Origin of the sequence: Hyalangium versicolor (assembly GCF_020103695.1) — a bacterium.
In the GTDB taxonomy this organism is placed as follows: domain Bacteria; phylum Myxococcota; class Myxococcia; order Myxococcales; family Myxococcaceae; genus Hyalangium; species Hyalangium versicolor.
On sequence record NZ_JAHXBF010000041.1, the window covers coordinates 72,521 to 97,373 of the forward strand.

Annotated in this window: 21 protein-coding genes and 1 pseudogene; 12 read left to right on the top strand and 10 right to left on the bottom strand. The window is 65.7% G+C overall.

The annotated features are described in order from the left end of the window. Window position 1: 1 nt before the first annotated feature. The 3 genes from KY501_RS48380 to KY501_RS48390 are packed head-to-tail and all read right to left on the bottom strand — an operon-like array spanning window position 2 to window position 2,838. The gene (locus KY501_RS48380) at window positions 2-1,321 is read right to left on the bottom strand and encodes an ABC transporter substrate-binding protein (RefSeq protein WP_224372157.1); all 1,320 of its coding nucleotides are present in this window, start codon (window positions 1,319-1,321) and stop codon (window positions 2-4) included. 49 nt (window positions 1,322-1,370) lie between these two features. Then, window positions 1,371-2,090, bottom strand: coding sequence for an ABC transporter ATP-binding protein (locus KY501_RS48385; RefSeq protein ID WP_224372159.1), 720 nt, complete (start codon window positions 2,088-2,090; stop codon window positions 1,371-1,373). Then, window positions 2,080-2,838: an ABC transporter ATP-binding protein gene (locus tag KY501_RS48390; protein ID WP_224372161.1), complete on the bottom strand. Its 759-nt coding sequence runs from the start codon at window positions 2,836-2,838 to the stop codon at window positions 2,080-2,082. Before KY501_RS48390 ends, KY501_RS48385 begins: the two co-directional genes overlap by 11 nt. Before the next feature lie 369 nt (window positions 2,839-3,207). Between KY501_RS48390 and KY501_RS48395 the strand changes: the two genes are divergently transcribed. Together KY501_RS48395 and KY501_RS48400 are read left to right on the top strand one after the other, a co-directional pair. Then, window positions 3,208-4,686, top strand: coding sequence for a hypothetical protein (locus tag KY501_RS48395; protein WP_224372163.1), 1,479 nt, complete (start codon window positions 3,208-3,210; stop codon window positions 4,684-4,686). Window positions 4,687-4,796: 110 nt separating this feature from the next. Further along, window positions 4,797-5,666: a CPBP family intramembrane glutamic endopeptidase gene (locus KY501_RS48400; RefSeq protein WP_224372165.1), complete on the top strand. Its 870-nt coding sequence runs from the start codon at window positions 4,797-4,799 to the stop codon at window positions 5,664-5,666. 51 nt (window positions 5,667-5,717) lie between these two features. Here KY501_RS48400 and KY501_RS48405 read toward each other — a convergent pair whose 3' ends face one another. The 3 genes from KY501_RS48405 to KY501_RS48415 are packed head-to-tail and all read right to left on the bottom strand — an operon-like array spanning window position 5,718 to window position 7,860. After that, window positions 5,718-6,689 (bottom strand): SDR family NAD(P)-dependent oxidoreductase, encoded by a 972-nt coding sequence (locus tag KY501_RS48405; RefSeq protein WP_224372167.1) that lies wholly within the window; start codon window positions 6,687-6,689, stop codon window positions 5,718-5,720. 21 nt (window positions 6,690-6,710) lie between these two features. After that, entirely contained in the window at window positions 6,711-7,136 is a 426-nt protein-coding gene (locus tag KY501_RS48410; protein WP_224372169.1) for a VOC family protein, read from the bottom strand. A 19-nt stretch (window positions 7,137-7,155) separates the two neighbouring features. Beyond that, entirely contained in the window at window positions 7,156-7,860 is a 705-nt protein-coding gene (locus KY501_RS48415; RefSeq protein ID WP_224372171.1) for a TetR/AcrR family transcriptional regulator, read from the bottom strand. Between the two features lie 137 nt (window positions 7,861-7,997). Between KY501_RS48415 and KY501_RS48420 the strand changes: the two genes are divergently transcribed. After that, window positions 7,998-9,662 (top strand): GMC oxidoreductase, encoded by a 1,665-nt coding sequence (locus KY501_RS48420; RefSeq protein WP_224372173.1) that lies wholly within the window; start codon window positions 7,998-8,000, stop codon window positions 9,660-9,662. Window positions 9,663-9,744: 82 nt separating this feature from the next. On the opposite strand, the gene KY501_RS48425 is transcribed toward KY501_RS48420, so the two are convergent. Next, complete coding sequence (locus KY501_RS48425) at window positions 9,745-11,010, bottom strand: alpha/beta fold hydrolase (RefSeq protein WP_224372175.1); 1,266 nt, start codon at window positions 11,008-11,010, stop codon at window positions 9,745-9,747. Window positions 11,011-11,343: 333 nt separating this feature from the next. On the opposite strand from KY501_RS48425, the gene KY501_RS48430 reads away from it, so the two are divergent. The 6 genes from KY501_RS48430 to KY501_RS48455 all read left to right on the top strand — a co-directional run bounded on the left by KY501_RS48430 (window position 11,344) and on the right by KY501_RS48455 (window position 20,486). Beyond that, on the top strand, window positions 11,344-12,666 hold the full coding sequence (locus KY501_RS48430) for a ferritin-like domain-containing protein (RefSeq protein ID WP_224372177.1): 1,323 nt from the start codon (window positions 11,344-11,346) through the stop codon (window positions 12,664-12,666). A gap of 133 nt (window positions 12,667-12,799) precedes the next feature. Next, complete coding sequence (locus KY501_RS48435; RefSeq protein WP_224372179.1) at window positions 12,800-16,141, top strand: DUF4082 domain-containing protein; 3,342 nt, start codon at window positions 12,800-12,802, stop codon at window positions 16,139-16,141. A gap of 404 nt (window positions 16,142-16,545) precedes the next feature. Beyond that, window positions 16,546-16,707, top strand: a complete 162-nt coding sequence (locus KY501_RS48440; RefSeq protein WP_224372181.1) for a hypothetical protein — start codon at window positions 16,546-16,548, stop codon at window positions 16,705-16,707. 87 nt (window positions 16,708-16,794) lie between these two features. Then, window positions 16,795-17,787, top strand: a complete 993-nt coding sequence (locus tag KY501_RS48445; protein ID WP_224372183.1) for an MvdC/MvdD family ATP grasp protein — start codon at window positions 16,795-16,797, stop codon at window positions 17,785-17,787. 14 nt (window positions 17,788-17,801) lie between these two features. Continuing rightward, window positions 17,802-18,896 carry a TIGR04500 family putative peptide maturation system protein gene (locus KY501_RS48450; RefSeq protein WP_224372185.1) on the top strand — a complete coding sequence of 365 codons (1,095 nt, stop codon included), beginning with the start codon at window positions 17,802-17,804 and terminating at the stop codon, window positions 18,894-18,896. 465 nt (window positions 18,897-19,361) lie between these two features. Continuing rightward, the gene (locus KY501_RS48455) at window positions 19,362-20,486 is read left to right on the top strand and encodes a hypothetical protein (RefSeq protein WP_224372187.1); all 1,125 of its coding nucleotides are present in this window, start codon (window positions 19,362-19,364) and stop codon (window positions 20,484-20,486) included. Between the two features lie 8 nt (window positions 20,487-20,494). Here KY501_RS48455 and KY501_RS48460 read toward each other — a convergent pair whose 3' ends face one another. From KY501_RS48460 to KY501_RS48470, 3 genes are all read right to left on the bottom strand, one after another. Further along, on the bottom strand, window positions 20,495-20,908 hold the full coding sequence (locus tag KY501_RS48460) for a hypothetical protein (RefSeq protein WP_224372189.1): 414 nt from the start codon (window positions 20,906-20,908) through the stop codon (window positions 20,495-20,497). 37 nt (window positions 20,909-20,945) lie between these two features. After that, window positions 20,946-21,131 carry a hypothetical protein gene (locus tag KY501_RS48465; RefSeq protein ID WP_224372191.1) on the bottom strand — a complete coding sequence of 62 codons (186 nt, stop codon included), beginning with the start codon at window positions 21,129-21,131 and terminating at the stop codon, window positions 20,946-20,948. 289 nt (window positions 21,132-21,420) lie between these two features. Beyond that, complete coding sequence (locus KY501_RS48470; RefSeq protein WP_224372198.1) at window positions 21,421-21,771, bottom strand: DUF2019 domain-containing protein; 351 nt, start codon at window positions 21,769-21,771, stop codon at window positions 21,421-21,423. 160 nt (window positions 21,772-21,931) lie between these two features. On the opposite strand from KY501_RS48470, the gene KY501_RS48475 reads away from it, so the two are divergent. The 3 genes and pseudogenes from KY501_RS48475 to KY501_RS48485 all read left to right on the top strand — a co-directional run. After that, window positions 21,932-23,029, top strand: a complete 1,098-nt coding sequence (locus tag KY501_RS48475; protein ID WP_224372193.1) for a DUF4150 domain-containing protein — start codon at window positions 21,932-21,934, stop codon at window positions 23,027-23,029. 55 nt (window positions 23,030-23,084) lie between these two features. Continuing rightward, window positions 23,085-23,828 (top strand): SMI1/KNR4 family protein, encoded by a 744-nt coding sequence (locus KY501_RS48480; RefSeq protein ID WP_224372195.1) that lies wholly within the window; start codon window positions 23,085-23,087, stop codon window positions 23,826-23,828. Window positions 23,829-24,464: 636 nt separating this feature from the next. Next, window positions 24,465-24,853 (top strand): annotated as a pseudogene (locus KY501_RS48485) (IS5 family transposase); the annotation flags it as partial.

Here is a 24,853-nt window from a genome sequence, read left to right on the forward strand (position 1 = left end):
ACTACTTCTTGATCAGCGGACACTCGCTCTGGGACAGCGGCTTGGCCACCTGCTCGGCCGGGATGGTCTGCTTCACCGTGTAGTAGTCCCAGGGCTTCTTGGACTCGGACGGCTTCTTCACCTGGAGCAGGTACATGTCGTGCGCCAGGCGGCCGTCGTCGCGGAGCTTGCCGTTGCGGATGACGGGATCGTTGATGGTGATGGACTTCAGGTACTGGGCAATGGCCGTCGGGTCATCCGTGCCGGTGGCCTCGATGGCCTTCAGGTAGTTGAAGATGGAGGAATACACGCCCGCATGGACCATGGTGGGCGCCTTCTTGAACTTGTCGAAGAAGCCCTTGGACCAGGCGCGCGACTTGTCATCCAGGTCCCAGTAGAAGCCCTCGGTGAGGTACATGCCCTGGGTGTTCTCCAGTCCCAGGCTGTGTACATCCGAGATGAACACCAGCAGGCCGGCCAGCTTCTGGCCGGAGTCGGTGAGCCCGAACTCCTTGGCTTGCTTCACCGAGTTGATGAGGTCCCCACCCGCGTTGGCCAGGCCGAGGATCTTCGCCCCGGAGGCCTGGGCCTGCAGCAGGTACGAGGAGAAGTCCGAGGTGTTCAGCGGGTGCCGCGAGACGCCGAGCACCTTGCCGCCCTTGGCCTTGATGGTGGCGGCGGTGTCCGCCTCCAGCGAGTGTCCGAAGGCATAGTCCGCAGTGAGGAAGTACCAGGTGTCTCCCCCCTCCTTGAACACGGCCGCACCGGTGCCAGTGGCCAGCGCATAGGTGTCGTACATCCAGTGCACGCCCGTGGGCGAACAGTTCTTCCCGGTGAGCGCCGTGGAGCCCGCGCCGCTCACGGCCACCCACTTGCTCTTGGTCTTGCCCAGCTCCTGGACGGCGAGCGCCGTGGCGGAGTTGGTGAGATCGAAGATGCCGTCGACCTTCTCCACGTCGAACCAGGTGCGCGCCTTGCTCGAGGCGACGTCCGCCTTGTTCTGGTGGTCCGCGGAGACGAGCTCCACCTTCTTGCCGAGCAACGTGCCCTTGCCCCCGGTCGCCTCATCGATGGCCATCTGCGCGGCCACAACGGAGCCCTGGCCCGCCAGGTCCGAGTAGAGGCCGGACATGTCCGTGAGCACGCCGACCTTGATGACGTCATCGGAGATCTTCACCGTCTTGGGCGCGGCAGCCGGAGTCGATGCAGCCGGAGTCGACGCGGCCGGAGCGGCGGGCGCGGCCGGAGCAGCAGGCTTGGCGGGCTGACCTGCCAGGGCCACCCCAGCCAACAGGGACAGGACGGCTCCAGACTTCACGGAGGGGGAACGCTTCAGCTTCATGCGGTGACTCCTTGAGAAGGGGGGATAGAGCGATTGCGGCGCGGGCTCCCTAGACGCCGAGCTGGTGGTGGAGGGAGTCCATCTTCGAGGCCAGCTCATCCTTACGAATCATCTCGCTGATGTGGCCGTGGCCCATCACGTAGTGCCGATCCGCCAGCGGCGCGGCGAACTGGAAGTTCTGTTCCACCAGAACGATGGTGTAGCCCCGCTCCTTGAGCTGGCCGATGACCCGGCCGAGCAGTTGGACGATGACGGGCGCCAGGCCCTCGGTGATTTCGTCCAGCAGCAGGAGCTGCGCCCCGGTCAGCAGGATGCGGGCGAGCGCCAACATCTGCTGCTCGCCTCCAGACAGGCGCGTGCCCTGGCTCTTCCGGCGCTCGAGCAGGTTGGGGAACATCTTGTAAATCTCCTCCACCGTCATCCCCCCGCTGCGCACCTTGGGCAGCAGTTGGAGGTTCTCCTCGACGCTGAGGCTGGAGAAGATGCCCCGCTCCTCGGGGCAGTAGCCGACGCCCAGGTGGGCCACCTTGTGCGAGGCCATGCCGATGACTTCGCGCCCGTTCACCATGATGGAGCCGCTGCGTTTGCCCACCAGCCCCATGATGGCCTTCAAGGTGGTGGTGCGCCCGGAGCCATTGCGCCCCAGCAGGGTCACCAGCTCGCCGCGGTTCACGGTCATGTCCACGCCATGGAGGATGTGCGACTCCCCATAGAAGGCGTGGAGGTTGGTGATGCGGAGGATTTCGGTGGGTTGATCGTCAGGAGGCAACGGCGGCTCCCAGGTAGGCTTCCCGGACCTGCGGATTCTTCGACACCTCTTCGTAGGGCCCCTCGGCCAGGATGCTCCCGCGCTGGAGCACCGTGATGGTGTGAGACAGGTGGGACACCACGCTCAGGTTGTGCTCGACCATCAGGATGGTGCGCTGGGCCGAGACGCGCTGGATGAGCGCGGTGACGAGCGCGATGTCCTCATGGCCCATACCGGAGGTGGGCTCGTCCAACAGCAGCAGCTCCGGATCGAGCGCCAGCGTGGTGGCAAGCTCGAGCGTGCGCTTGCGTCCGTAGGGCATCTCCACCGCGAGCGTGTCCGCGAAGGAGCGCAAGCCCACCTCCTCCAGGAGGGCATGGGCGCGATCGTTCAGGCTCCGCAGCGTGTGCTCGGAGCTCCAGAAGTGGAAGGAGGTGCCCAGCTTGCGCTGCAGGGCCACGCGGATGTTCTCGAGCACCGTCATGTGCGGGAACACCGCGGAGATCTGGAACGAGCGGACCATGCCGCGCCGGGCCACCGCCGCAGGCTTCACCGAGGTGATGTCCGCCCCCTTGTAGAAGATGCGACCCCGGGTGGGCACCAGGAACTTCGTCAACAGGTTGAAGCACGTCGTCTTGCCCGCGCCGTTGGGGCCAATGAGCGCGTGAATCGTCCCGCGCTTCACGCGAAGGTTCACGCCATTGACCGCGACGAAGCCCTTGAACTCGCGGGTGAGGTTTCTCGTCTCGAGGATGAAGTCGTTGCTCACGGAGTGGCTCCCGCGCTCCCCCAATCACCGTTGCGCGGGCGGAGCCTACCCTACTCATCCTCCAGAACAAGGCACTCGGCGCATGACGCAGGAAGTCGTGAACGGGAACATTTTCCACATGAGGAGTGATTCATGCCTCATCCCCCAGCGCCCGACAGTAAGCTGCCGCCCCGGAGGGCTCTCTATATGGTCATGACTCGGCAGATTGCGTGGTTGGCAGCAAGTCTCTGTCTGGGAAGTACCGCAGTGGCGCAGACGGCTGTCGCTCCCCCCCAACCCCCGGAACCGCCCGGGACACCGGACACCAAGACTCCGGACCCGGTCCCCGCGCCTTCCGCGCCGCGAGCCGCGGAAGCACCTCCGCCTCCCATGTCGCCTCCGCCGCCGGCCGCGCCCCCGGCGGACCCCAACCAGCCGCGCGCCACCGCGTTCACCACGCTGCGCCTCCTTCGAGAGAAGCAGGTCCTCACCGAGGAGGAGTACCAGGCGGCGCTGCGCGACCTGGGCGAGCCGCTGGGCCAGCGCGCGAGCGACGCCAACACCTTCGTCTTCGGCAAGTGGTCGACGACCATCTACGGCTTTGCCGAGGCCGACTTCATGTACCACTCGACCGAGGGCTTCAACGACTTCGTGGGCAACCAACAAGTCCCCCGCCCCGGAACCTTCGCGGGAGACCACGGGCGCACCACCTTCACGGCGCGAGACTCCCGCTTTGGCTTGCGCGTCAAGACGCCTTCACCCGCGGGCTACTCGTTCACCGCCAACCTCGAGGCGGACTTCCTCGGCTCGGAGCCCGGCATCTTCCAGAACACGGGCGGCACGGCGCCCACGCCGGGCTCGACCAACTCCGAGGCGGCCTTCTTCAGCAACCCCACCCTGCGCATCCGCCATGCCTTCTTCAAGGCGGAGACCCCCATCCTCGACTTCACCGTCGGGCAGACGTGGAACCTGATTGGCTGGCAGGGCACCTATATCCCCGCTGTCGTCCAGTGGCCCGGCGTGGTCGGCGAGCTGTTCGGGCGCACGGTCCAGGCGCGCGTGGGCAAGACGATCAAGACGGATCCGCTCACGGTCGAGCTGGCCGTGGCGGCCCTTCGCCCCTCGCAGCGGGATTCGTCGATCCCGAACATCCAGGCGGGTGCGCGCGCGGCCCTCACGAAGTGGACGGGCATCCACACGTCCTTCTTGACGGCGACCGCGGTGCAGCCGTTGTCCCTGGCCATCACGGGTGACACGCGCACCTTCAAGGTGCCCGAGTTCACCGCCGACCCCCACGCCGTCAACAAAGCCTCGGGCGGCGCCTTCGCGGTGGACGCCTTCATCCCCATCATCCCCGGGACGAAGGACAAGAAGGACAACGCACTGGCGCTCACGGCGGAGTTCGCGCGGGGCTCGGGCATCGCGGACCAGTACACGGCCGCGGCGAACGGCATCGCCAACCCCGCCCTGCCTCCTCCCACAGCGACGCCGCAGAACCCCAATCCCGCGTCACCCGCGTTCCCGGCGCGCATCGATCCGGGGCTCGCCGTCTATGACGCGAGCGGCGCGCTGCACCTGGTGAAGACCCAGAGCTGGTACGTGAACGGTGAGTACTACGTGCCCGGAACCGAGGGCCGGCTGGGCCTCTTCGCCGGCTACTACCGGTTGGATGTGAAGAACCTGGGGGACTTCACCACGAACCCCGCGGCCGCCCGGAAGAGCATCGCGATGATCGAGGGAGGCGCGTTCGTCGATGCGACGCAGGCCATCCGGATCGGCTTGGACTACGCTCAGATCCGGGACACGTACCAGGATGGGACCCTGGCCAAGGACTGGGCCGTGCAGAGCAGCGCGTTCTTCTTCTTCTGAGCCCTTCAGGGCAGCCCCTGGCCTGGCGGTCTGAACCAGCTGGTATGCTGGCCATACCAGTTCGGTTCAGCTCCGCCCCGAGGGCGTTCACTCCTTCCTGAAGGGAATCCATGAGGCGTCCGTCCGAATCGCTGGGCAGGCGTTTCCTGCGGTTCCCGCTGACGCGGATCGTGCTGGGCACGTTTGCCGTCGCGCTCTCCGTGGGACTGGCGATGTCACTGGCCAGTTCCATGGGCGACAAGCTGGGCGGCAGCATGTGGAAGTGGCTGATGGGTGCCAGCGCCGCGCTGGCAGCGTATGGACTCTATGTGCGCCTCACGGAGAGGCGTCCGCTCTCGGAGTTCTCCCAGGAGGGAGCACCCGCTGAACTCGGCTTGGGGCTGCTGACCGGGGCCCTGCTGGTGGTGGCCGTCATCGGCATGCTCGCCACGGTCGGCGCCTACGCGTGGGTGGGAAGCAACGGCTGGAGCATGACGTTCCTCATTCCTCTGGCGGAGATGATCTTCGCCGGCGTGTTCGAGGAGCTCCTGTTCCGTGGAATCCTCTTCCGCATCACCGAGCAGTCCCTGGGGAGCTGGCCTGCGCTGGCCATCTCAGCGTTCCTGTTCGGCCTGGCACACCTCGCGGGAGCCGGTGCAGGAGTGCTGGCGATTGCGAACACTGTGGTGGCCGGCGCGTTCTTCGCTGCGGCGTTCATGGTGACGCGCCGCCTGTGGCTGTGCATCGGCATGCACGTCGCCTGGAACTACACCCTGGGCACCCTCTTCTCCATCGCGGTCTCCGGCCATGAGAGCACCGGGCTGCTTCAAGGGAGACTGAGCGGCCCGGACTGGCTCACCGGCGGCCAGTACGGCGTGGAGGGCTCGGTGTTCACCCTGCTCGTGCTCTCCGTGGCGAGCGCCTGGCTCCTGTGGAGAGCCAAAGCGAAAGGACACGTTGTCGCGAGGGCGCCTCGCACGGCCGGGCAGCCTACGGGATGAAGTTGTTCCGCAGGCCATGCGCGACCGGCTTCGAGTCTCTAACGATAGAGTTCAGAAACTCTCGCGCACCCACGCTTCGCTCTGGGCCCAGAGCGAAGCAGCCCGCTCCGTGTCGAGCGCATAAGGACGAACCCCTTCGCTGGTGTGATCGAGCGGGTCGAGGGTCACCCTGGTGGTGACATGGCAGTTCTCGCAGTAGCGGCCTCCGACGTCGTCCGCCGCGGCCACCACCGCGGCCCAGACCGAGGTTGCGGCGCCTTGAGGAATCGTCTTGAGCACGAACAGAGGCTTACCGCGAGCAGCGAGGTCCGCATTGGTTTCCTCGACCATGGACGCAAGGGAGTCGGCGGGGAGGTGACGCCCCAACTCCGTCTGGATGACGCCCGGGTGCACCGCCGTGGCTCGCACCCCACGCTCGCGGAGGCGCCTATCGAGCTCCACCGCGAACAGGATGTTCGCGGTCTTGGAGCGCCCGTAGGCGACAAACGGCTCGTAAGGCGTACGCTCGAAGTTGGGATCATCGAGATCGACGTCCGCGTAGCGATGCCCCGCCGACGCAAGTACTACCACCCTCGAGCCTGAATGGAGCAGGGAGGCAATCCGGTTGACGAGCACGAAATGCCCCAGGTGATTGGTGCCGAGTTGCGTCTCGAATCCATCCTCGGTCAGGCCCAACGGACACGCCATCACACCCGCGTTGGTAATGATGACGTCGAACGGCTCTCCCCGGTCCCGCAGCGTGTCAGCGCAGCGACGGACGCTCGCCAGCGAAGCGAGGTCCAACTCCACCAGCTCCAATCCGCCGGGACCGGCACTTGCCGCGCGCACCCCGCGGGTCGCGGCTTCCGCCTTCGCCAGATCGCGGGCAGTGCCCACCACGTGGGCGCCGTGGGCAACGAGCGCGCGCGCCGTCTCGATTCCGAGGCCAGCCGACACGCCGGTAACCAGGATGCGCTTGCCGCTGAGATCGTGGTTCTCGAGCACGTCGTCTGTCGTCGACGTCACTCCAAAAGACAGGGTCATGTTGTCTCCCAGAGCACTGGCTCAGGACGCCTTGTACGCCGTCGCGACATCCAGGACCCACGTGATGCCGAAGCGATCCTTGAGCATGCCGTACAGCGGGGTCCATCCCGACGGCGCCAGGGGCTGCGCGATCGTCGCGCCAGCGGAGAGCTTCTCCCAGAGCGCGGAGATCTCGGTGGCTGAGTCACCACGAACCGAGACGAAGAACGGGTTCTTGCCTTGCTCCCAGGGCATCCGGGAGGGCACGTCATAGGCCATCACTCGAAAGCCATTCTTCGCGGTGACCTGGCCCCACATCACCTGATCAGCCTCCGACGGGGCCTGGACGTTCTGGGCGTCCTTGTATGTGACGATCGTGATGTCCCCCCCAAACACGGACTGGTAGAACTCCAGCGCCGCGCGAGCATCGCCACGGAAGTTGAGGTGGTTGGTAACGCTGACGGTCATGACTTTCCTCTATGCAGGTTCAGGTTTTCGAGCGTTTCCGCACGCTCGAGGCTCTTCGGGGCAACGGGGATTTGTCGGCACGTGAGGGAGATCCCTCCGAAGGCTGACTCCGGAGGGCCGGCATGATGACTCCATCAACCATCGACACGAGGAAGGCCAGGTCCATCGGCTTGCGTTGCACGAGCGTGCGGTATGCAGCCATCGACGGGATGACCTGGGACAGAGTGCCGATATCAGCGGATGCCGAGATCTCGCCTCGCTCGATCGCTCGCTTCATCAGCGCGAAGTGAGCTTCGGCCCACGGCTGGACCACTGCGGCGTTTGCGGCCTCGGCGAGCGCCGGGTCTTGCGAAAGCAACGAGGCGAGCCCAGTCATGATCTTCAGCCTGCGCTCGCCCTCTTCGATGGACTGCGGCTTGAACAGGCCGAGCAGGTCTCCACGGAGTGTGCCGGTGTCGGGCAAGTGCTCGAGATCGACCTGATTGCGTTTCATGTGCGCGACGGCGTCGATGACCAGCTCCGTCTTCGACGCCCAGCGGCGGTAGATGGTCGCTTTCCCCGCTCCGGCTCGCGCGGCCACGATGTCCATCGTCAGGCCCGCGGCGCCCACCTCGGAGAGGACCTCGAGTGTGGCGTCGAGGAGCTTCGCGTCGCGCGAGGGATCTCGTTTCCGCCCCGGCTGTGCGGGCTCGACATCGACAGCTTCGTCATCGTTCTGGGTCATGAGGACATCCTCGGTGAGATATTGATACTGGTGAGTTCCGGAACCGTCAAGTTCCGAAACTATCGAGTCTCGTTTTTCTCGGCGACCCGTGAGCGCAAGGGCCGATCCAGTCCAGTCCTCTCCGCTCAATTCTCGCCATGCCCCAGCCACTCAAGAAGATCGCTCGACGCAGCCTGCTCAAATTCGGGACCCTGGAAGCCGTCACGGGCGTTGGCTCCTTCTTCCTCGGAGCTGGCGTGGCCCGGGCTGCGGAGGCCATGCCGCCCGCGAGTTCTCTCAACGAGATCCTGTACAGGCTCGCGGTGCCGGAGATCTTCCAGGCCCTGCCCACCGCTCCCTCTCATTCCCAGGCCCTCGTGATCGGCACGGGCTTCGGCGCGGCCGTGTCGGCGTTGCGGCTTGGACAGGCGGGCGTGCAGGTCACCATGCTCGAGCGCGGCTCGCGCTGGCCGCGAGACTTGTGGCGCCAGATCTTCTCCTCCGAGTCGCTGATCGATGGCCGGTCCGTCTGGTTCAGGACGAGCTTCCCAGGGTTCGACGGCATCGTCCGGCCAGTCGACTCCTTCGGCGGAGTCCTCGACGTCACTGAATACGAGCACATCAAGGTCTGGCGGGGAGCCGCCGTGGGCGGCGGCTCGGTCGTCTTCACCGGAGCGATGGTGCAGCCCGAGCGACGCTTCTTCGACCACGTCTTCCAGGGCGTCGTGAGCTACGAGGAGATGGACCGGGTCTACTACCCGCTCGCCCGGCGGATGCTGGGTGTCTCACCCATGCCGACGGATGTGTACCAGAGCGCGCCCTTCGGACACTCCCGAGTCTGGGACGCCCACGCATCCCAGGCGGGCTACACGCCACAGCGCATCGATTCCATCTTCCAATGGGACATCGTCCGGCGCGAGCTGGCCGGGACGGCGCGGCCCTCCGCGATCCTCGGGGAGAGCACCTTCGGCAACGCGAACGGGGCCAAGTACGATCTCGGTCAGAACTATCTCCCCCAGGCCGAGGCCACGGGCAAGGTGACCATCCACTCCGGCCATCAAGTCACGGCCATTGGCCGCGAGGCGGATGGCCGCTACTGGGTGCAGGTCAACGTCGTGGCTCCGAACGGCACGGTCCTCCGCCAACGGACGCTGACGGCGGACAGCCTCTTCCTGGGGGCCGGCTCCATCGGCACCAGCGAGTTGCTCGTGGCGGCCCGGGACACGGGCGCGCTGCCCAACCTGGACGAGACCATCGGCACCGGTTGGGGCACGAACGGAGACGCGGCGGTCGCGCGAGTGTTCTCTGGCCTGGAAGGCTTCAACCAGGGCTCACCCTGCGCCTCACGCATCCTCGACGAGAGCAGGATGCCTGTGACGATGGAGAACTGGTACGTCCCCAACCTGCCCGTCAACCCAGGGTTGATCGGCACGCTCGGCATGGCGCTGGACTCGCATCGTGCGAGCTTTCGCTACGACAGCACCCGCAAGAAGGTGGTGCTCGAGTGGCCGAGCCAGGGCAATGACGACGTCGTGTCCGCTCTGCGAACCGTCAACAACCGCATCGCCGACGCCAGCGGCACGCAGGTGGGCGTTCCGGGCTTGATCCCGGACGTCAACGCCACCTTCACAGCGCACCCACTGGGAGGCGTGGTGCTCGGACGCTCGACGGACGCCTATGGGCGCGTGAAGGGCTACGACCACCTCTATGTCGTCGATGGCGCGGCGGTTCCCGGCAGCACGGGGACGGTCAATCCCTCACTGACCATCACCGCACTGGCGGAGCGCTCCATCGCGGAAATCATTCGTGCCGGGGGCATCTGACTCCTGCACCGCCTGCCTCCTGCAGAGCGAACCTCGCGGAGCCTGGGCGGCGTCTCTCCGCAGCAGCGGTGGACGCCGGCGCTCAGTGGCGCAGCAACCACGTCGCAAGAGGGCGCCAGGCGAGCGCTGGCGCATCCGCCGCGAACAAGAGGTCACCATGGCCGAAGTCCTCGGCAGCGCGCTCCGGCCCGAACCGACGGACGACGAGCGTCGTGACATCGGTCGACGACACCCGCGTCGTCGAGTAAAGGCCGTAGTCGCCGAACGCCCCGGCGGCGCCGAGATAGAACAACGGGACGCGGATCTTCGAGAGCGAGGGCCTCGGCGTGGTGCCGCACCAGATCTCATCGAGCTCCGCGGTCTCGCGCAGGGACTGGTGTGGCGGCGCGCTGGCGAACCAAGCGCTCACGCTGTCCTCGGACGACTCGCGCAGCGCCGTGACGTTGCCCTCGGCGTCGAGGACGGGCGCAATCAAGTGGTACTGCGGCGTGTACGGCGCGAACGCGTAGGTCTGCCCCACCATGGTGAACAGCGCGCCGCGATTCGTATAGGGCGGGAACACGGGAGACGGCTCCAACGGCGCGCTGCGATCCAGCGAGCCCACCGTGATGAAGAAGCTGTTCTCGGAGTCGGTATATCCTTGAGCCAGCCAATCGCGCTCCGCCGCGGCATTGGCGCACGCGAGGTCCCGCAGGTCCGAGTGCTCGGGCGCGATGTCGTAGTAGACGTCGAGCACGGCGATCGCCGAGACGTGGCGGCCATCGGCAGCGGCATACGCGTAGGTGAGCTGGCCGCCGTGCGAGAATCCGCCCAGTACGATGCGGCCTCCGTCGTGGTCGGTGACGGCCCGCGTCGCCCGCGCGAAGGCGAGCGCATCAGCGATGTCACCGAGTTCCTGCTCCACCCCCATCTCGCCCAGATCCGAGATGTCCCCATCGGTGGCGGGCAGCGTCCAGCGGCGATCGACTCCCCAGGCGTCGATGCCATGGGCCGCCAGGTACGGAGCGAGCCCCGGCGCCGATGACGCGGGCGTGCCGAGCGTCGGCGCGAAGTTCGTGACGAAGTTGGCGAAGTCCCCGTGAAGCAGCATCACCGCGTGCGAGGTCGGCTTCGGCCACCACGGCAAACGCTCGCGCACGACGCGATGGATGCGCACGACGGCATTCGGCGCGGACCCGACGCGAATATCGAACTGGTAGTGATAGATGTCGGCGGTGACATGCTCGCGCTTTGCCGCGAACGGAGCTCTGACCGACGCGAGCTGTTCCGCTTCGGTGAGCGGCGGTGGGGAGGCGAAGGCGGACGTGCACGCGACAAAGACACTGATCGCAAGACCGAGACGGAACATGGCGAACCCTCGATGTGCATGAGGCAACGGTTGGGACTGCTGCCCGCGAAAGGCGGGCGGACAGCAGTCCCGAACGAAGAAAACCGTCGGGCATATCGTCCCCGCCGTGCATCTCCTGGGCGATCCCGTCTTTTCTCAGCCGCTGAGACGCCCAGCAGCCCCCATACAGCCTGGACATCTGCCACGGGTGACACAGGTCTCAGGTTTTTGAGCCCGCCATGGCGCCTCTCCGAGCCCGGAAGGGAGGCCACTGCACTCGGGACAGAGCGGAGGGGAGGCCATGGCATCTCCGTTGCTCCAGGGAAGGACGCCGCACTTCCACCGGAGCCATCGATGAACTCACCTCTGCTGCGTCGTCTCTTCTCGCGCGCCCTGCGCACCTCGCTCGCCTCTCCCCTGGTCCTCGTGGGCTGTGGAGGCGTGGACCTCACTGACTACTCCGCGCCCGCCTGTGATGAAGGCTCCCTGGCGGTAAGCGGCCTGTCTCCCGCTGTCCCCCCGGACTTCGTGGAACTGCGATCCATTTCCTACACCCCGGGCGGGGGGGACACCTTCACCGAGACTCGGCGCAGCTCCTCGGGGACGGCCTGCGCGACGGCTTCCGACCGGGCCGCCTGCGAGTTGGCCCTGAGCAACCTCTCCTCGCAAACGGGCTTCCGATCTTCCTGCACGGATCTGTGCAACGCGTACTACGTCGCGACGACACGGGGCGACGAGGTGACGGCCCTCACGACGCTGGAGGCGCTCAAGGGCTTCCTGGGCCCCATCGACACGACACAGGAGGCCGTGCTGCTCGCCTTCGCATCCAACTACAACCTGTCCTGCAGCGACCTGAAGCAGGGCGCGGTCCGGACGAACGACGAGGGGGGCTTCAACGTCATTGGCACCCGCGGCCACACCTGCGGGCGCGACACGAAGTTGACCCAGTTCGTCCTGGAGGTATCCGCCTCGGGAGAGGTGAAGGAGGTGGAGAGCCACGTCCTGGAGCGCGGCGACCCGAACTGCGCCATCGGACGGCGGCCCGTGGGGCTGCGCGCCTCGGACGGCGTCGCCTGCACGGACGCACTGGGCCGTCACTTCGCGTCGGCCGCGCACCTGGAGGCCGCATCCATCAAGGCGTTCCTCCGGCTGCGAGAGGAGCTCGCGCTGCACGGCGCGGATGTCTCGCTGCAGAACGCCGCGCTCGTGAGCGCCCTGGAGGAGGTGACTCACACGGACGTCAGCACGCGGCTCGCCCGCCGCTTCGGCGCGACACCCCAGCGGCCCGAGGTAGCGGAGCTGCCCTTGCGCTCGCTCTTCGAGGTGGCGTTGGACAACGCGGTGGAGGGCTGCGTGCGCGAGACGTTCGGAGCGCTGGTGGCGCACTACCAGGCACTGCACGCGCGGGATGCGGACGTGCGCGAGGCCATGACGCGCATCGCCGAGGACGAGACGCGGCACGCCGAGTTGTCCTGGGCCATCGATCGCTGGGCGCGCGAGCAGCTGTCAGCCGCCGAGCGCGCCACCCTGCGCGAGGCCCAGCGTGAGGCCGTGGCGACGCTGCGCGAGGAGGTGGCACTGCCGCTGGACGCCATGCTCGCCACCGAGGCGGGCCTGCCCGCCCCGGAGATCGCCGCCTCCCTGGTTGCCACGCTCAAACAGGAACTCTGGGCCTGAGGAGAGCGGCTCGGAGAGGGAAGGCGTGACACGCCGTCGCTGGAATGTTTCGACAGGACTTTCGTGACTTGAGCGTTTTGACAGGTTGTTCTGTTATGGCCGCTTCCTTGGATTCCCCCCAGGAGAAACGTCCATGGCACGAACAACGAAGTCCCGCGCGGCGCTGCTCACGGTGGCGCTGGTGGCGCTGGTGGCGAGCAGCGCACAGGCCCAGACCTATTCCCTCTTCCAGAGCAGTGACACGCCCGCCACACCCTCGGTGACCAATGACTCCGCGTCGGTGGAGCTGGGCGTGAAGTTCCGCTCGGACGTGGATGGCGACATCACCGGCATCCGCTTCTACAAGGGACCCAGCAACACCGGCACGCACACGGGCAGCCTGTGGAGCGACACGGGCGCCCAGCTCGCCACGGCCACCTTCCAGAGCGAGACGGCCACGGGCTGGCAGCAGGTGGACTTCGCCACACCGGTACGCGTCACCGCGGGCACCACGTACGTGGCCTCGTACCACGCGCCGGCCGGGGCCTATGCCTTCACCGACTCGGGCCTCGCGGCGGGCGTGGACACGCCGCCTCTGCACGCGCTGGCGGGCACCAGCAACGGCGGCAACGGCGTGTTCGCTTATGGGGCGAGCGAGGTGTTCCCCACGCTGAGCTTCCTCAACTCCAACTATTGGGTGGACGTGGTGTTCCGCCCCGCGGAGCCCGTCAGCATCTGGCCCGCCACCGCCACGCCGGCCGTGCCCTCGGTGACGAATGACTCGCAGGCCACAGAGTTGGGCGTGAAGTTCACGGCGGACGTAAGCGGCAACGTGCTCGGGATCCGCTTCTACAAGGGCACCGGCAACACGGGCACTCACATCGGCAACCTCTGGAGCAGCACCGGCGCGCTGCTCGCCACGGCGACCTTCCAGGCCGAGACGGCCACGGGCTGGCAGGAGGTGCGCTTCTCCTCGCCCGTCGCCATCAGCGCGAACACCACCTATGTGGCGTCGTACTTCGCGCCCAATGGAGCGTATGCCTTCGACGCCGGGGGCCTGGCCTCGGGCGTGGACGCAGCGCCGCTACACGCGCTGCCAGGCCCCTCCAGCGGCGGAAACGGCGTGTTCGCGTACGGCAGCTCGCGCTTCCCCTCGCAGAGCTTCAACAACGCGAACTACTGGGTGGACGTCGTCTTCCAGGCCACGGGCGTGGCGCCGCCGCCTCCGCCGCCCCCGGGCGCGTACAGCCTGTGGACGAATGCCTCCACGCCCGCCGTGAGCACCGCCACGGACACCGCGGCCATCGAGGTCGGCGTGAAGTTCAAGGCCGACGTGGATGGCAAGGTGACGGGCATCCGCTTCTACAAGGGCAGCGGCAACACCGGCACGCACGAGGGCCACCTGTGGAGCAGCACCGGCACCCTGCTCGCGTCCGCCACGTTCCAGGCCGAGACGACGTCCGGCTGGCAGCAGGTGACGTTCGCCACGCCCGTGAGCATCACGGCGGGCACCACCTATGTGGCCTCGTACTTCGCGCCCACGGGCGGCTACGCGTTCGACACGAACGGGCTCACCAACGGCCGGGACGCGACGCCCCTTCACGCGCTGCCCGGCAGCACGACGGCGGGCGGCAACGGCGTCTTCGCGTATGGCTCGGTGGCCACGTTCCCCACGCAGAGCTACCTCAACTCCAACTACTGGGTGGACGTCCTCTTCGAGCCCAACGCTCCCCTGCCTCGCCCCGGCGTCACCGGCTCCGGCCCGGTGCTCATCGCCACCGACCCGGCGAACCACTTCACCGACTACCTGAAGGAGATCCTCAAGGCCGAGGGCCTCACCACCTTCGCCACCACCGACGCGGGCAACATCGGCAGCACGGTGTCACTCAATGACTACAAGGTCGTCGTGCTGGGCGAGGAGACGCTGTCCGCTGCCCAGGTGACGCTGCTCACCAACTGGGTGACGGCCGGCGGCACGGTCATCGCCATGCGGCCCTCGGCCAACCTCGACGCGCTCTTCGGGCTCAACCCCTCCACGGGCACGCTGAGCAACGGCTACCTGCTCGTGGACACGTCGCAGGCCCCGGGTGCTGGCATCACCGCGGACACGATGCAGTTCCACGGCACAGCGGACGTGCACACGCTCGTTTCGGGCACCCGAGCCGTGGCCACGCTGTACAGCAATGCCACCACCCCGACGACGGCCGCCGCCATCAGCCTGCGCGCCGTGGGCACAGGTACAGCCATCGCCTTCGCGTATGACCTGGCGAAGTCCGTCATCCTCACGCGCCAGGGCAACCCGGCGTGGCAGGGGCAGAACCGCGATGGTTCGTCGATTGGCCCGGGCGCTCGCTCGGATGACCTGTTCTACGGAGCGGCCTCGTTCGACCCGCAGCCGGACTGGGTGAACATGAACAAGGTACAGATTCCCCAGGCCGACGAGCAGCAGCGGCTCCTGGCGAACATGCTCCACCAGACGAGCACCATCCCGCTGCCGCGCCTCTGGTACTTCCCGCGCGCCCTGAAGGCCGTAGTGGTGATGACGGGCGACGGGCACCCGGGCAACGCCACCGTCGCGCGCTTCAACCAGTACCTCGCGGCGAGCCCCGCGGGCTGCAGCGTCGCGGACTGGCAGTGCATCCGCGCCACCGCGTACGACTACGTGGGCGGTGTGGACGCAACCACAGCGGCCTCCTACGTGGCGCAGGGCTTCGAGTACGCCATCCACATCAGCACCGGCTGCGCGGACTTCACCGCCAGCAACCTGGATCCGGCCTACTACACGCCCCAACTGAGCGACTTCGCGTCCACCTATCCGGGCATCCCCGCCCCCGTCACCAACCGCACGCACTGCATCGCCTGGAGCGATTGGGCCACGCAGGCCAAGGTGTCCTTGAACCACGGCATCCGGCTCGACACGAACTACTACTTCTGGCCGCCCGAGTGGGTGCAGGATCGGCCGGGGCTGTTCACCGGCTCGGGCATCCCGATGCGCTTCGCGGACCAGGACGGCACGCCCATCGACGTGTACCAGGCCACCACGCAGATGACCGATGAGTCCGGGCAGTCGTTCCCGCTCCACATCGACACGCTGCTGGCCAATGCCCTGGGCCCCCAGGGGTACTACGGTGCGTTCACCGCGAACATGCACGTGGACACTCAGCCCTCCACGGGCTCGGACGCCATCATCGCCTCGGCGCAGCGCGAGGGCGTGCCGGTCATCAGCGCGAAGCAGTTGCTGGAGTGGCTGGATGCTCGCGAGGGGACGCTCCTCTCGGGCGTGGCGTTCAGCGGCACGGTGCTCACGTTCTCCGTCGCGAGCCCGGTACGGAACCTGTCCCTCATGATTCCGGTGCGCTCGGCTTCGGGGCGGACGCTCGCTTCCGTGACGGTCAACGGGACGGCGGTGAGCACCGTCACGCAGATCATCAAGGGCGTGTCCTATGCGTTCGTGAACGGGGCTCCGGCGGGGAGCTACAGCGTCACGTACAACTGACGCGGAAGGAGCCCCCTCTGCCATGACAACGGCGTGCGGCCCCGAGGTGTGAGGGCTCTGACAGCCGTGTCATGCGCGGTGGGGGCGCCCCTCTGGATACGCCTCCTGCATGCCCTGGAACAGCCCTTGCTTTACGCGAGGGCTTCACTTCTCCCTCCTGCGCTTGGGTTTCGGCTGGTAGCGAGTCGAGAGCCCGGTGGAGTTCGAGCACTTCCCACTCCGCCGGCCGCCTCCTCGCATGGCGTGACAGGTACCTTGCTCTCACCTGCTCGCGCGGTCCCTCAGAGACTGTGCCTCTGGGAGCCCCTCGTCACAGTCGGCTCCTGCCCTCCTCTGTTCCGGTGGACCTGAACGCACTCATGGTCCTGAAGGCGAAGTCCCACCCGAACACAGGAGTTGAAGCCATGAACACTCGCACGAAGATCAAGGATCTCACCAGCGGCGACCCGGCATCTCGGCAGGAAGAGCTCAAGGAGGCAGAGCTCGCTCTCGTCACGGGTGGGGCGGGGTGCTCATGCCCCAACACGTGCGGTCCCTGCGGTCCCGACGACCACCAGGTGCTGTGAGCTCGTCGAGCAGACCGCGATGAGTACCTGGCGGCGGGGCACCGCCCGAGGCAGCCCTGCCGCCCGGCTTGCGACGAAAGGTTGCGCATGATCATCATTCTCACCGCGCCCCAGGATGTGCACGCCGTGGGCGTCCATGAGCGGCTCACCCAGAGAGGCCTCGAGCATCTCTGGTTCGACTTCGCCGACTTCCCGTCCCGCGCGACCGTCTCGTTCAAGTCCTCCGTGAACGGACGCCCCTCCTTCGGCCTTCGCACCCAAGCTCGCGACATCGATCTCGGTCGCGTCTCCGCCGTGTGGTTCCGGCGCCCCTCGCCCCCTCTCCCGCCCGCGCAAACCCCGAATCCGGATGCCCAGGCCTACGCGAAGCAGGAGTGCGCGAACTTCCTCGACAGCATCTGGGAGGAGCTGCCGTGCCGGTGGATCCCCGCGGCATGGCCGGTGATTCGCCGTGCCTCCCGGCAACCCTTGCAGCTCAAGCTCGCCAGCGCGCTCGGGATGGAACTCCCTCCGACCTTGATCACGAACGATCCCGAGGAGTTCCTGGAGTTCTACGCGAAGCACGAGGGGAACATCGTGAGCAAACTCCCGAGCCCCGCGCTGACAATGACCCTGAAGCACCTCCAGCTCGCCCGCTACACGCAGCAGGTGACCCGGCGTGACCTGGTCCACGCGGACTCCATCCGGTACGCACCCGTGACTTTTCAGGCGTATGTGCCCAAGCGAATGGAGTTGCGGATCACCGTCGTGGGTGAGCAGGTCTTCGCGGCGGAGATCCATTCCCAGAAAGCCAATCGCACGAGGATCGACTGGCGGCGCTACGATCTGGGTCACACGCCCCATTACCCACACACGCTGCCAGACGGAGTCCGGCGAAGCTGCGTGGAACTCGTACGGCAGTTGGGGCTCAGCTACGGCGCCATCGACATGGTGCTGACGCCCGACGGGCGCTACGTCTTCCTCGAGATCAATCCCAATGGGCAATTCCTCTGGATCGAGCAGCTCACCGGAATGCCTATCAGTGAGGCGATCTGCGATCTGCTTGCCTCCGGCCGGGCGCCGGAGCCACCCCCGGCGTGATTCAGGAGCAACGAATGAACAGCGACATCAACCAGACGATCCTGGGCGTGCTGGAAGAGATGATCCGGCTTGCCCGGGAGCCCGCCGCTCCTGGCGAGGGCGAGGCCCGCTTGAAGCGGCGCGTGCAAGAGCACACGGGGCGGAAGGAGCCGCGGGAGGCCGAGCCACGGACGCCGGTGAAGCTCGATGTGCTCTGGGATCAGGAGTCAGTCACAGGTGCGGTGCACTATGACGCGCTCCTGCGGGTCCCCGGCTGGGGGAGCGTGTCGATCGGCTATTGCCCAGAGCACGGGCTGCCGTGGGCGCTGCGCGGCACGTTCCGCTGGAGCGAGGTCGACATGCTCCGCGTCAACCAGCGCCGCATCGGGGTCGCGGACGTCGTCACCCAGCTCGACTTCCTCTGGGCCGAGCCCTGGCTCGCGAGGCAACTGGTGGACTCCGTCCTGATCACGGACGCAATCGAGGAGGAGCCGGACGCATTCACCGCTTCGGATGAGGAACTACAAGCGGCGATGGATGCGTTTCGCAGGCGGCGGGGCCTCCTGAGCGAAGTGGCGATGATGCAGTGGATCGAGCAGCAGGGCCTGACGCAGCGGAATCTGGAGACCCGCCTGGAAGGCTTCGTGAAGATCCGGAAGCTGCGGCAACGCGTGGTCGCTGGCCGAGAGGAAGCGTACTTCGCGAGCCACAAGAGCGAGTTCGAGGTGGCGGTGATCGCGCGGATCGTTCTCGGAACCCCCGAGCGCGCACGCTCCCTATACGAGCGGTTGCTTGGGGGTAAGGTGGACCTGCTCCAGGCTGCCATGGAGGCGCTCCGGGAGCAGACGCCGAGTCCTCACCGCTGGGAGAGCCCGCCCCCCCTGCTGGAGCGGGTGCGCCGGTCAGCGCTGCCTTCGGAGCAGGCGGGAGTGGTTTTCGCGGCAACGCCTGGAACGGTGCTGGAGCCTCTTGAGACGAAGGCGGGCTACGAGCTCCAGCAGGTCCTCGCGATTGAGCCGGCGGTGTTTGACTCCGCCACCCGCGCCGCGATCGGCGAGCACCTGTTCCAGGAGTGGCTCGCGGAGCGGCGCGCCGCGGCCGACGTGGAGTGGCTCTGGGGCCATTCCTGACAGCCCCCCTTCTCCCACTCGAGGCGACACGACTTGGAGGAGTCGAGGAGAGGCGCATAAGTACGTATGCGCCTCTAGATTCCAGTCCTGACGCTGCTCAGATAGGGGGCTCGCCGCCCAAGCCCATCCCCGGGGTTGTGCGGCCCGGCCCTGGCGAACCTTCCCTGCAGGAGCTTCCGGGCCCCATGCCCAGCTTCGGACCCTTCGAGACCTACTCGGACGCGCTCACCGCACATACTTGCAAGATGCAGGCGTTCCAGACGCGGGTGGGTCTCTGACAGACGGAGGGGTGCTTGGACCGGACGGCGAACCGGTAGGTGCCTCTCGGGACGAGGGAACTGGTTCCAGTGTCAATCCCAAATCCCTATGATGAGCAGGCGAAGGAACAGGTGGCAGCCCCCTGCGCTAGCTCGCCAAGGACGAGTCACGCAACCACCTGCTCATCTCCCAACGAGGAGAGAATGCATGCGTTGCAATCCGGTGGCTTTGGCCCTGGCGGGATGCTGTCTGGTGGCGTGCGGCGGCGTGGCGCGCGAGGACTTCGATGAACGGCTCGCGGAGGCGTTGTGCGAGAAGTACACCAGCTGTGGAGTCTCCTACGAAGAGGATTCCTGTGAGCAGCGCCTGCTCTCGGAACTCATCGCCCGGGTGGGATTGAACGCGCGGCAGGGCGAACCCTGCGCGAGCCGGATGCGCTACGACGAGAGCGCTGCCGAGAAGTGCCTGGACAAGATTCGGGACACCTCGTGCAGCCAGGATCCGCTGTCCCCGCGCATGCTCGAGCGGGGCCTGGGCACGTCCGAGGAGTGCCGGTTCTTCTTCGGCACCACCGCGGATGGTGAAGTCTGCCAGTCGTCGGGAGAATGTGGCGCCCAGTCGGCCTGCACCTCCGACGTACTCGATCCCTCCCCCAGCACGTGCCAGCCCTTGAGCGGTGAAGGGCCCAATGACTCGCCTCGCCACTGCGCCGAGGGACTTCTCCCCATCGAAGGAAGTTGCCACAAGCCTCTGGAGCAGGACCAACCCTGTGCTCACTACCGTTATGAGGTCTGCGCGCAGGACCTCTACTGCGCACAGGACACCGGCGTCTGCCAGCAGCCCGCATCCAAGGGCGCGCCCTGCGACGAAGAGAACCGCCGCTGTGCCTGGAACCTCCTCTGCGTCAACGGCACCTGCAAGGCTCCGGGCCGCAAGGGGGAGGCGTGCACCCCTCCGTCCCCCACCGCCTCCGGAGCCCCATGCCAGAGCGAACTCTTCTGTGATGCCGCACCCAGCGAGCCCGGCCGGTGCCGTGAGCTGCTCGCCGAAGACGCGGGCTGCCGCGACTCCACGGAGTGCCGCCAGGGGCTCTACTGCGAGAGCTCGTCTCCGGACAGTTCAGGAGGCACGTGCAAGCGGTACGCGGGGAAAGGAGAAGACTGCTCCCATCGTGCCTGCGATCCCCTCCTCTATTGCTCCGAGTCCTCGGGCACCTGCAAGCCGCAAGGCCATCCCGGCGAGTCCTGCGTGGCCGAGCCCCGAGCATGTCTCTTCGAACTCACGTGCACGCAAGGCCTCTGCGGAGGACCGGATTCCGCGACCTGCCCGTAGACCACTCTTCAATCGGTGCGACGAGCGCGCGTCCAGCCATCCCAGTAGCGCTGATTGGCAGACACGAGCTCGTCGTAAGTGACGTTCTCGCCCGTATCGAGTGAGACCGCCATGTCGTCATACTCCACCCGAAGTGTTCCCCGGGCACAGTCCAGTTCGACGCCACGTTCGACCGGTTCAGCGTAGAGCAGCTCCGGAGCGGCTTCGACTGCGTGCTCGAGGCTGGACCGTGGAGGTGAGCCGTATTCGGCATACTCCAGGCGGGGGTTGCCGGAGAGGCGGACGACGAACGCATTTCCCGCTCCCGGGAGCATCTCCCGGAGGTAGGGAATCTCGATGGTGAGCACCATCGAGGCGGGCCCTTCGACTCGGGCCCCCGTCAACACCCCATCATGGAACACGCCCCAGATATCAGGGTTCATGACGCTCCTGGCATGTCCCCCTCTCTGGATGGACCTGTCACTTCTTGGGAGGGTTGTTTCCTCGGCCACCGCCCGATGGCTGACCGGTGGTGCTCGGGCCGTTGGGGGGCCTGGGAGCACCGCCACCTCCGCCCTTGCTTCCACCGCCCCCACCACTCTTGCCGCCGCTGCCGCCGCCGCCGCCACCCCCGCCCTTGCCACCGCCACTGCTGCCTTTGCCCATGGCTGCCTCCTTGGGTTGGTTGCTGCTGAGTCAGCCTGAAGGAGCTCCTCGAGATAAACAAGGCGCTCCGAGTGCCGGCACCACTGCCAAGCCTACCGAGTGTATGAAGTCAGACGGCAACACCTCGTCCGAGTGGCAGCGGATTCAAATCCCGCCATCTTGTTCCGAGGCCGGTGCTATGTGCCAGCCCTACCGCAGAAAGGCTCCTCCACCTCGCAGCCGCCCATCAAGCCATGAAGCTGCGGGTTCGATTCCCGCCGCCTCGCCCACCGGGCCTCGAAACGGATGGCTACTCAGGATCCAAGGCCCAGGTGCCTTCCTCCCAGCGTTTCAACGTCATCGTCGCCCCGATTGCGGCGATTCCTCCCTCTTTCACCACTGCTTCCAAGACTGCTTTAGCTTCCGCAGTCCGGTAACGGAGAAGAAACGCCGCTGCCATGGCTCGGACATCCGTGCGGGGGTGCTTCAGCAGCACGGCCAGCGCATCCCTCCCAGCATCCCCGTGAGTCCGAAGTTCTTGAAGCGCAGCTGCATACTTCCTGGCGTGCTTGTTCCCCTCCCTGGCATCTGCTCGACGGATGGCATCCGTCTGCGCGGCCACATTCTCGGCGAATTGTTCGACAAGTTCCTCCACCCGCATCACCAGACCCCCTTCTGGACGTTCTCGATCGGTAACCCCAGATAGAGGCGATGCGGCCTGCCTCCACCTTGACGCGGACACCGCACATTGCCTTACAGCGATTACAGGCACGAAAGTGGGTTTGTATTCCGGTCGTTGGAGGAGCCATGCTGGGGTACCCATGAGCAAAGTCTATGTGAATGGCCGGACTGCCGTGCACAAGGGCGACAATCAGGTCAACACGGGAGCAGTTCCGGACGTATGCAAGACGCCCTCTCCTGGAGGCCCCGTACCCATTCCCTATGTGAATGTGGCGCGAGACAGTGACCTCTCCAACGGAAGCAAGTCGGTAAGTATCGAGGGCAATCCTGTTGCCCTCGCAAACTCGAATCTCAGCACAAGCAGCGGCGACGAACCAGGGACGGCGGGTGGTGGCCTCATCTCCTCGAAGACGAAAGGGAAGATGACCTGGGGCAGCTATAGCATCGACGTCAAGCTAGAAGGGAAAGGGGTAGCCCGGTTCCTGGATGTCACCCAGCACAATGGGAATACCTTCAACACAGCCTTCACTCAACAGGGCGGCACAGGATTGGCCTATGGTGACGACCCAATCGAGGGAAGGACCAGGTGCCCTATATGCAAGAAGCCCAAACCGAGCCATCGCATCCTGGAGACACAGCTCGTTCAAGGTACAGCCCGAGACCTGCTGCGGGCGCTCATGACCGTCTCGAAGGAGAAGGGGCTCGGATATACTCTCAAGTTCGATGAAGATGGATTGCCTCGCAACGGGTACATGATTGGAGTCCTCACCTGCAAAGGAGGGCAGAAGATCTACGCGGCCATGTCCGGCAGGGCTCCCTACGTGGACGGGTTCAAGGACGCCGTGAGCTTGCTGCAGGCCAAAGACAGCAGATGGACGCTCTGCCACCCACTCGGGCCAACAAGCGTCATCCAAAATCCCCGAGGTGACAAGGTCCCTATTTCCCAGATGCCAATGGTCCCAGGTGGCAAGCCGGCAGGCACCTGTGCAGCCCCGCAACTCCTCCAAAAAGCACAGGCGGATGGGCACATTCCCGGCGCCATGTCCGAGATCTGGTACCGCCCGCGAGTTCTCAAGCGCCACACTCAAGGGCAGCAGTTCGTCAAGGTGACCTTCTTCAAGAATGGCAAGCAGATGACCTCGGCATTTGCTCATGGAGAGAGTGTTCCCTCATGCAAGACGTGCCAGGTGCATCTGACGCAGATGCTATGCGACGTAAATGAGAGAACGTGCCCGTGACGCCACTTGGAATGAAGAAACAACTGCGATACCTCGACTCCACAATGGGTGAGAGATGATGAAGGGACTCATCGAGTTCATCAGTCGGTACGACGCGGGATATGCCGACAGGATTCGCGGGGCGAGCTCCGAAGAGGTGTCCGAGCTCGAGCGCTTGGTGGGTCGTAGGCTCCCTGGCAGATATCAGGAGTTTCTACGGCACATGGGACACAGCATGGGAGATTTCTTCGTCCCTGAGACAAGCTTCCTCATCGACCGGATCCTGCGCTTCTATCGGAGCAAAGCCCGTGACAGGATTCCACAGCGGTACATCTTCATTGCTGCGCACGAGGAAGACCCTTACAGCAGCTACTACTATGATTGTGGTTCATCCGCGGAGGCGGACGACTACAAGATCATCCGGGCGGAGATTGGGGAGGATTTCGCGAACGCCAACATGCTCTCGGTAGCCTTTCCCTCACTCCAGGACATGTTGTTCCTATTCGCCTTCCAAGTGAAGAGAATGTCCTTGCTGCCTCATCGAGCTTTCTTGCAGACCTCCTGGGCAACCGCGGAGCACGAACCGGGAGAAGCGGGGACACTGACTCTGGAAGAACTCGAGAGGATCATGCCCCAGCTCGGCTTCCAGAGGCTTCCCTACACCAGTGTCATGAATCCACTGTTCGATCGGGCTGACGCAGCTTTCTACGCGCATCGCACCTCCGACACGGGCAGCCTGAGTGCAGAGTTAGCGGCCTCACATGAGAAAGAGCACAGCCGACTCCTGGAAATCATCAAGGACAATACGTTGCTGACCTGACAGGGGCCGTCTTGTGGCTGGACGCCAGCGGCATATCGAAACAGTACAATAGAGAGGAGAGGGAACGCGTTATGAAGAACCTGCGAACGGAGTTCATCCTTTTGGCGTTGTCTATGTCCCTTGTGGCATGCGGCGTGGGCCAAGAAGAACAAAGCCCCGACGACGCCCCCCTTGAAGAACGCGTCGAGGTGCAAACGCAGGCTGCTATGTGCACACCTGGACAGCCGTCGAATTTCTGCGTCAACGTGGAAGGACACGCCTGTGCGGCCACCGCCTCACGCCGGTGCTACGATCCTACTTATTGCGAGTGGATGGTGTGCCGATGCATTAGTGGCATCTGGACTTGTCAGTAAAGCCTCGCGACTTCCACGCCACTAGTCCCGCCTGTCTCGACACGGAAACCAGTATCTCCGCGAGTTCCTCATGAACTGGATGGGAGGGGGCTAATCCTGAAGCCCTGCGGGCCAAGCTTCCTGATACGACCTTCGTCAGCACGTATGTCGCAGGAGTCTGTGGAACCACATAGGACGGGACGACACGGAATGCGGAGGCATAACAACTCCTAAGAGCGCCTAACAAAAGTAAGGTTTGAAAGGGAGGGTAGCCGGAGAACCTGGCCATGAGCACCTGAGCCTCATGGCTCAGGACCTCGTACCGGATGCGCTCTGGGAGCGGATCGCTCCGCTGCTTCCGGTTCCCAAGAAGAAGAAGAAGCCCGGCCGGCCCCGGGCCGACGATCGAGCAGCTCTGGAGGCCATCGTCTTCGTGCTCAGAACCGGAATCCCCTGGGAGATGCTTCCGACCAAACAGTTCGGCCTGTCGGGGATGACGGCCTGGAGACGCTTGGAACAATGGACGCGCGCTGGAGTGTTCGAGCACCTGCAGCGTGTCCTGCTCAATGAGTTGGGCCAACGGGGCCAGGTGGACTTCAGTCGCGTCTCGGTCGACTCCTCGACGGTCCGAGCGTCAAAAGGGGGGCCCGTACGGGCAAGAACCCGACGGACCGAGCGAAGGCGGGCAGCAAG

Excerpts from the sequence above, each read along its gene's own strand:
- KY501_RS48405 (WP_224372167.1), bottom strand. The coding sequence starts at position 6,689 with ATGACCCTGTCTTTTGGAGTGACGTCGACGACAGACGACGTGCTCGAG.
- KY501_RS48425 (WP_224372175.1), bottom strand. The coding sequence starts at position 11,010 with ATGTTCCGTCTCGGTCTTGCGATCAGTGTCTTTGTCGCGTGCACGTCC.
- KY501_RS48415 (WP_224372171.1), bottom strand. The coding sequence starts at position 7,860 with ATGACCCAGAACGATGACGAAGCTGTCGATGTCGAGCCCGCACAGCCG.
- KY501_RS48450 (WP_224372185.1), top strand. The coding sequence starts at position 17,802 with ATGAACAGCGACATCAACCAGACGATCCTGGGCGTGCTGGAAGAGATG.
- KY501_RS48470 (WP_224372198.1), bottom strand. The coding sequence starts at position 21,771 with ATGCGGGTGGAGGAACTTGTCGAACAATTCGCCGAGAATGTGGCCGCG.
- KY501_RS48380 (WP_224372157.1), bottom strand. The coding sequence starts at position 1,321 with ATGAAGCTGAAGCGTTCCCCCTCCGTGAAGTCTGGAGCCGTCCTGTCC.
- KY501_RS48420 (WP_224372173.1), top strand. The coding sequence starts at position 7,998 with ATGCCCCAGCCACTCAAGAAGATCGCTCGACGCAGCCTGCTCAAATTC.
- KY501_RS48400 (WP_224372165.1), top strand. The coding sequence starts at position 4,797 with ATGAGGCGTCCGTCCGAATCGCTGGGCAGGCGTTTCCTGCGGTTCCCG.
- KY501_RS48410 (WP_224372169.1), bottom strand. The coding sequence starts at position 7,136 with ATGACCGTCAGCGTTACCAACCACCTCAACTTCCGTGGCGATGCTCGC.
- KY501_RS48475 (WP_224372193.1), top strand. The coding sequence starts at position 21,932 with ATGAGCAAAGTCTATGTGAATGGCCGGACTGCCGTGCACAAGGGCGAC.
- KY501_RS48455 (WP_224372187.1), top strand. The coding sequence starts at position 19,362 with ATGCGTTGCAATCCGGTGGCTTTGGCCCTGGCGGGATGCTGTCTGGTG.
- KY501_RS48440 (WP_224372181.1), top strand. The coding sequence starts at position 16,546 with ATGAACACTCGCACGAAGATCAAGGATCTCACCAGCGGCGACCCGGCA.
- KY501_RS48460 (WP_224372189.1), bottom strand. The coding sequence starts at position 20,908 with ATGAACCCTGATATCTGGGGCGTGTTCCATGATGGGGTGTTGACGGGG.
- KY501_RS48430 (WP_224372177.1), top strand. The coding sequence starts at position 11,344 with ATGAACTCACCTCTGCTGCGTCGTCTCTTCTCGCGCGCCCTGCGCACC.
- KY501_RS48445 (WP_224372183.1), top strand. The coding sequence starts at position 16,795 with ATGATCATCATTCTCACCGCGCCCCAGGATGTGCACGCCGTGGGCGTC.
- KY501_RS48435 (WP_224372179.1), top strand. The coding sequence starts at position 12,800 with ATGGCACGAACAACGAAGTCCCGCGCGGCGCTGCTCACGGTGGCGCTG.
- KY501_RS48395 (WP_224372163.1), top strand. The coding sequence starts at position 3,208 with ATGTCGCCTCCGCCGCCGGCCGCGCCCCCGGCGGACCCCAACCAGCCG.
- KY501_RS48480 (WP_224372195.1), top strand. The coding sequence starts at position 23,085 with ATGATGAAGGGACTCATCGAGTTCATCAGTCGGTACGACGCGGGATAT.
- KY501_RS48465 (WP_224372191.1), bottom strand. The coding sequence starts at position 21,131 with ATGGGCAAAGGCAGCAGTGGCGGTGGCAAGGGCGGGGGTGGCGGCGGC.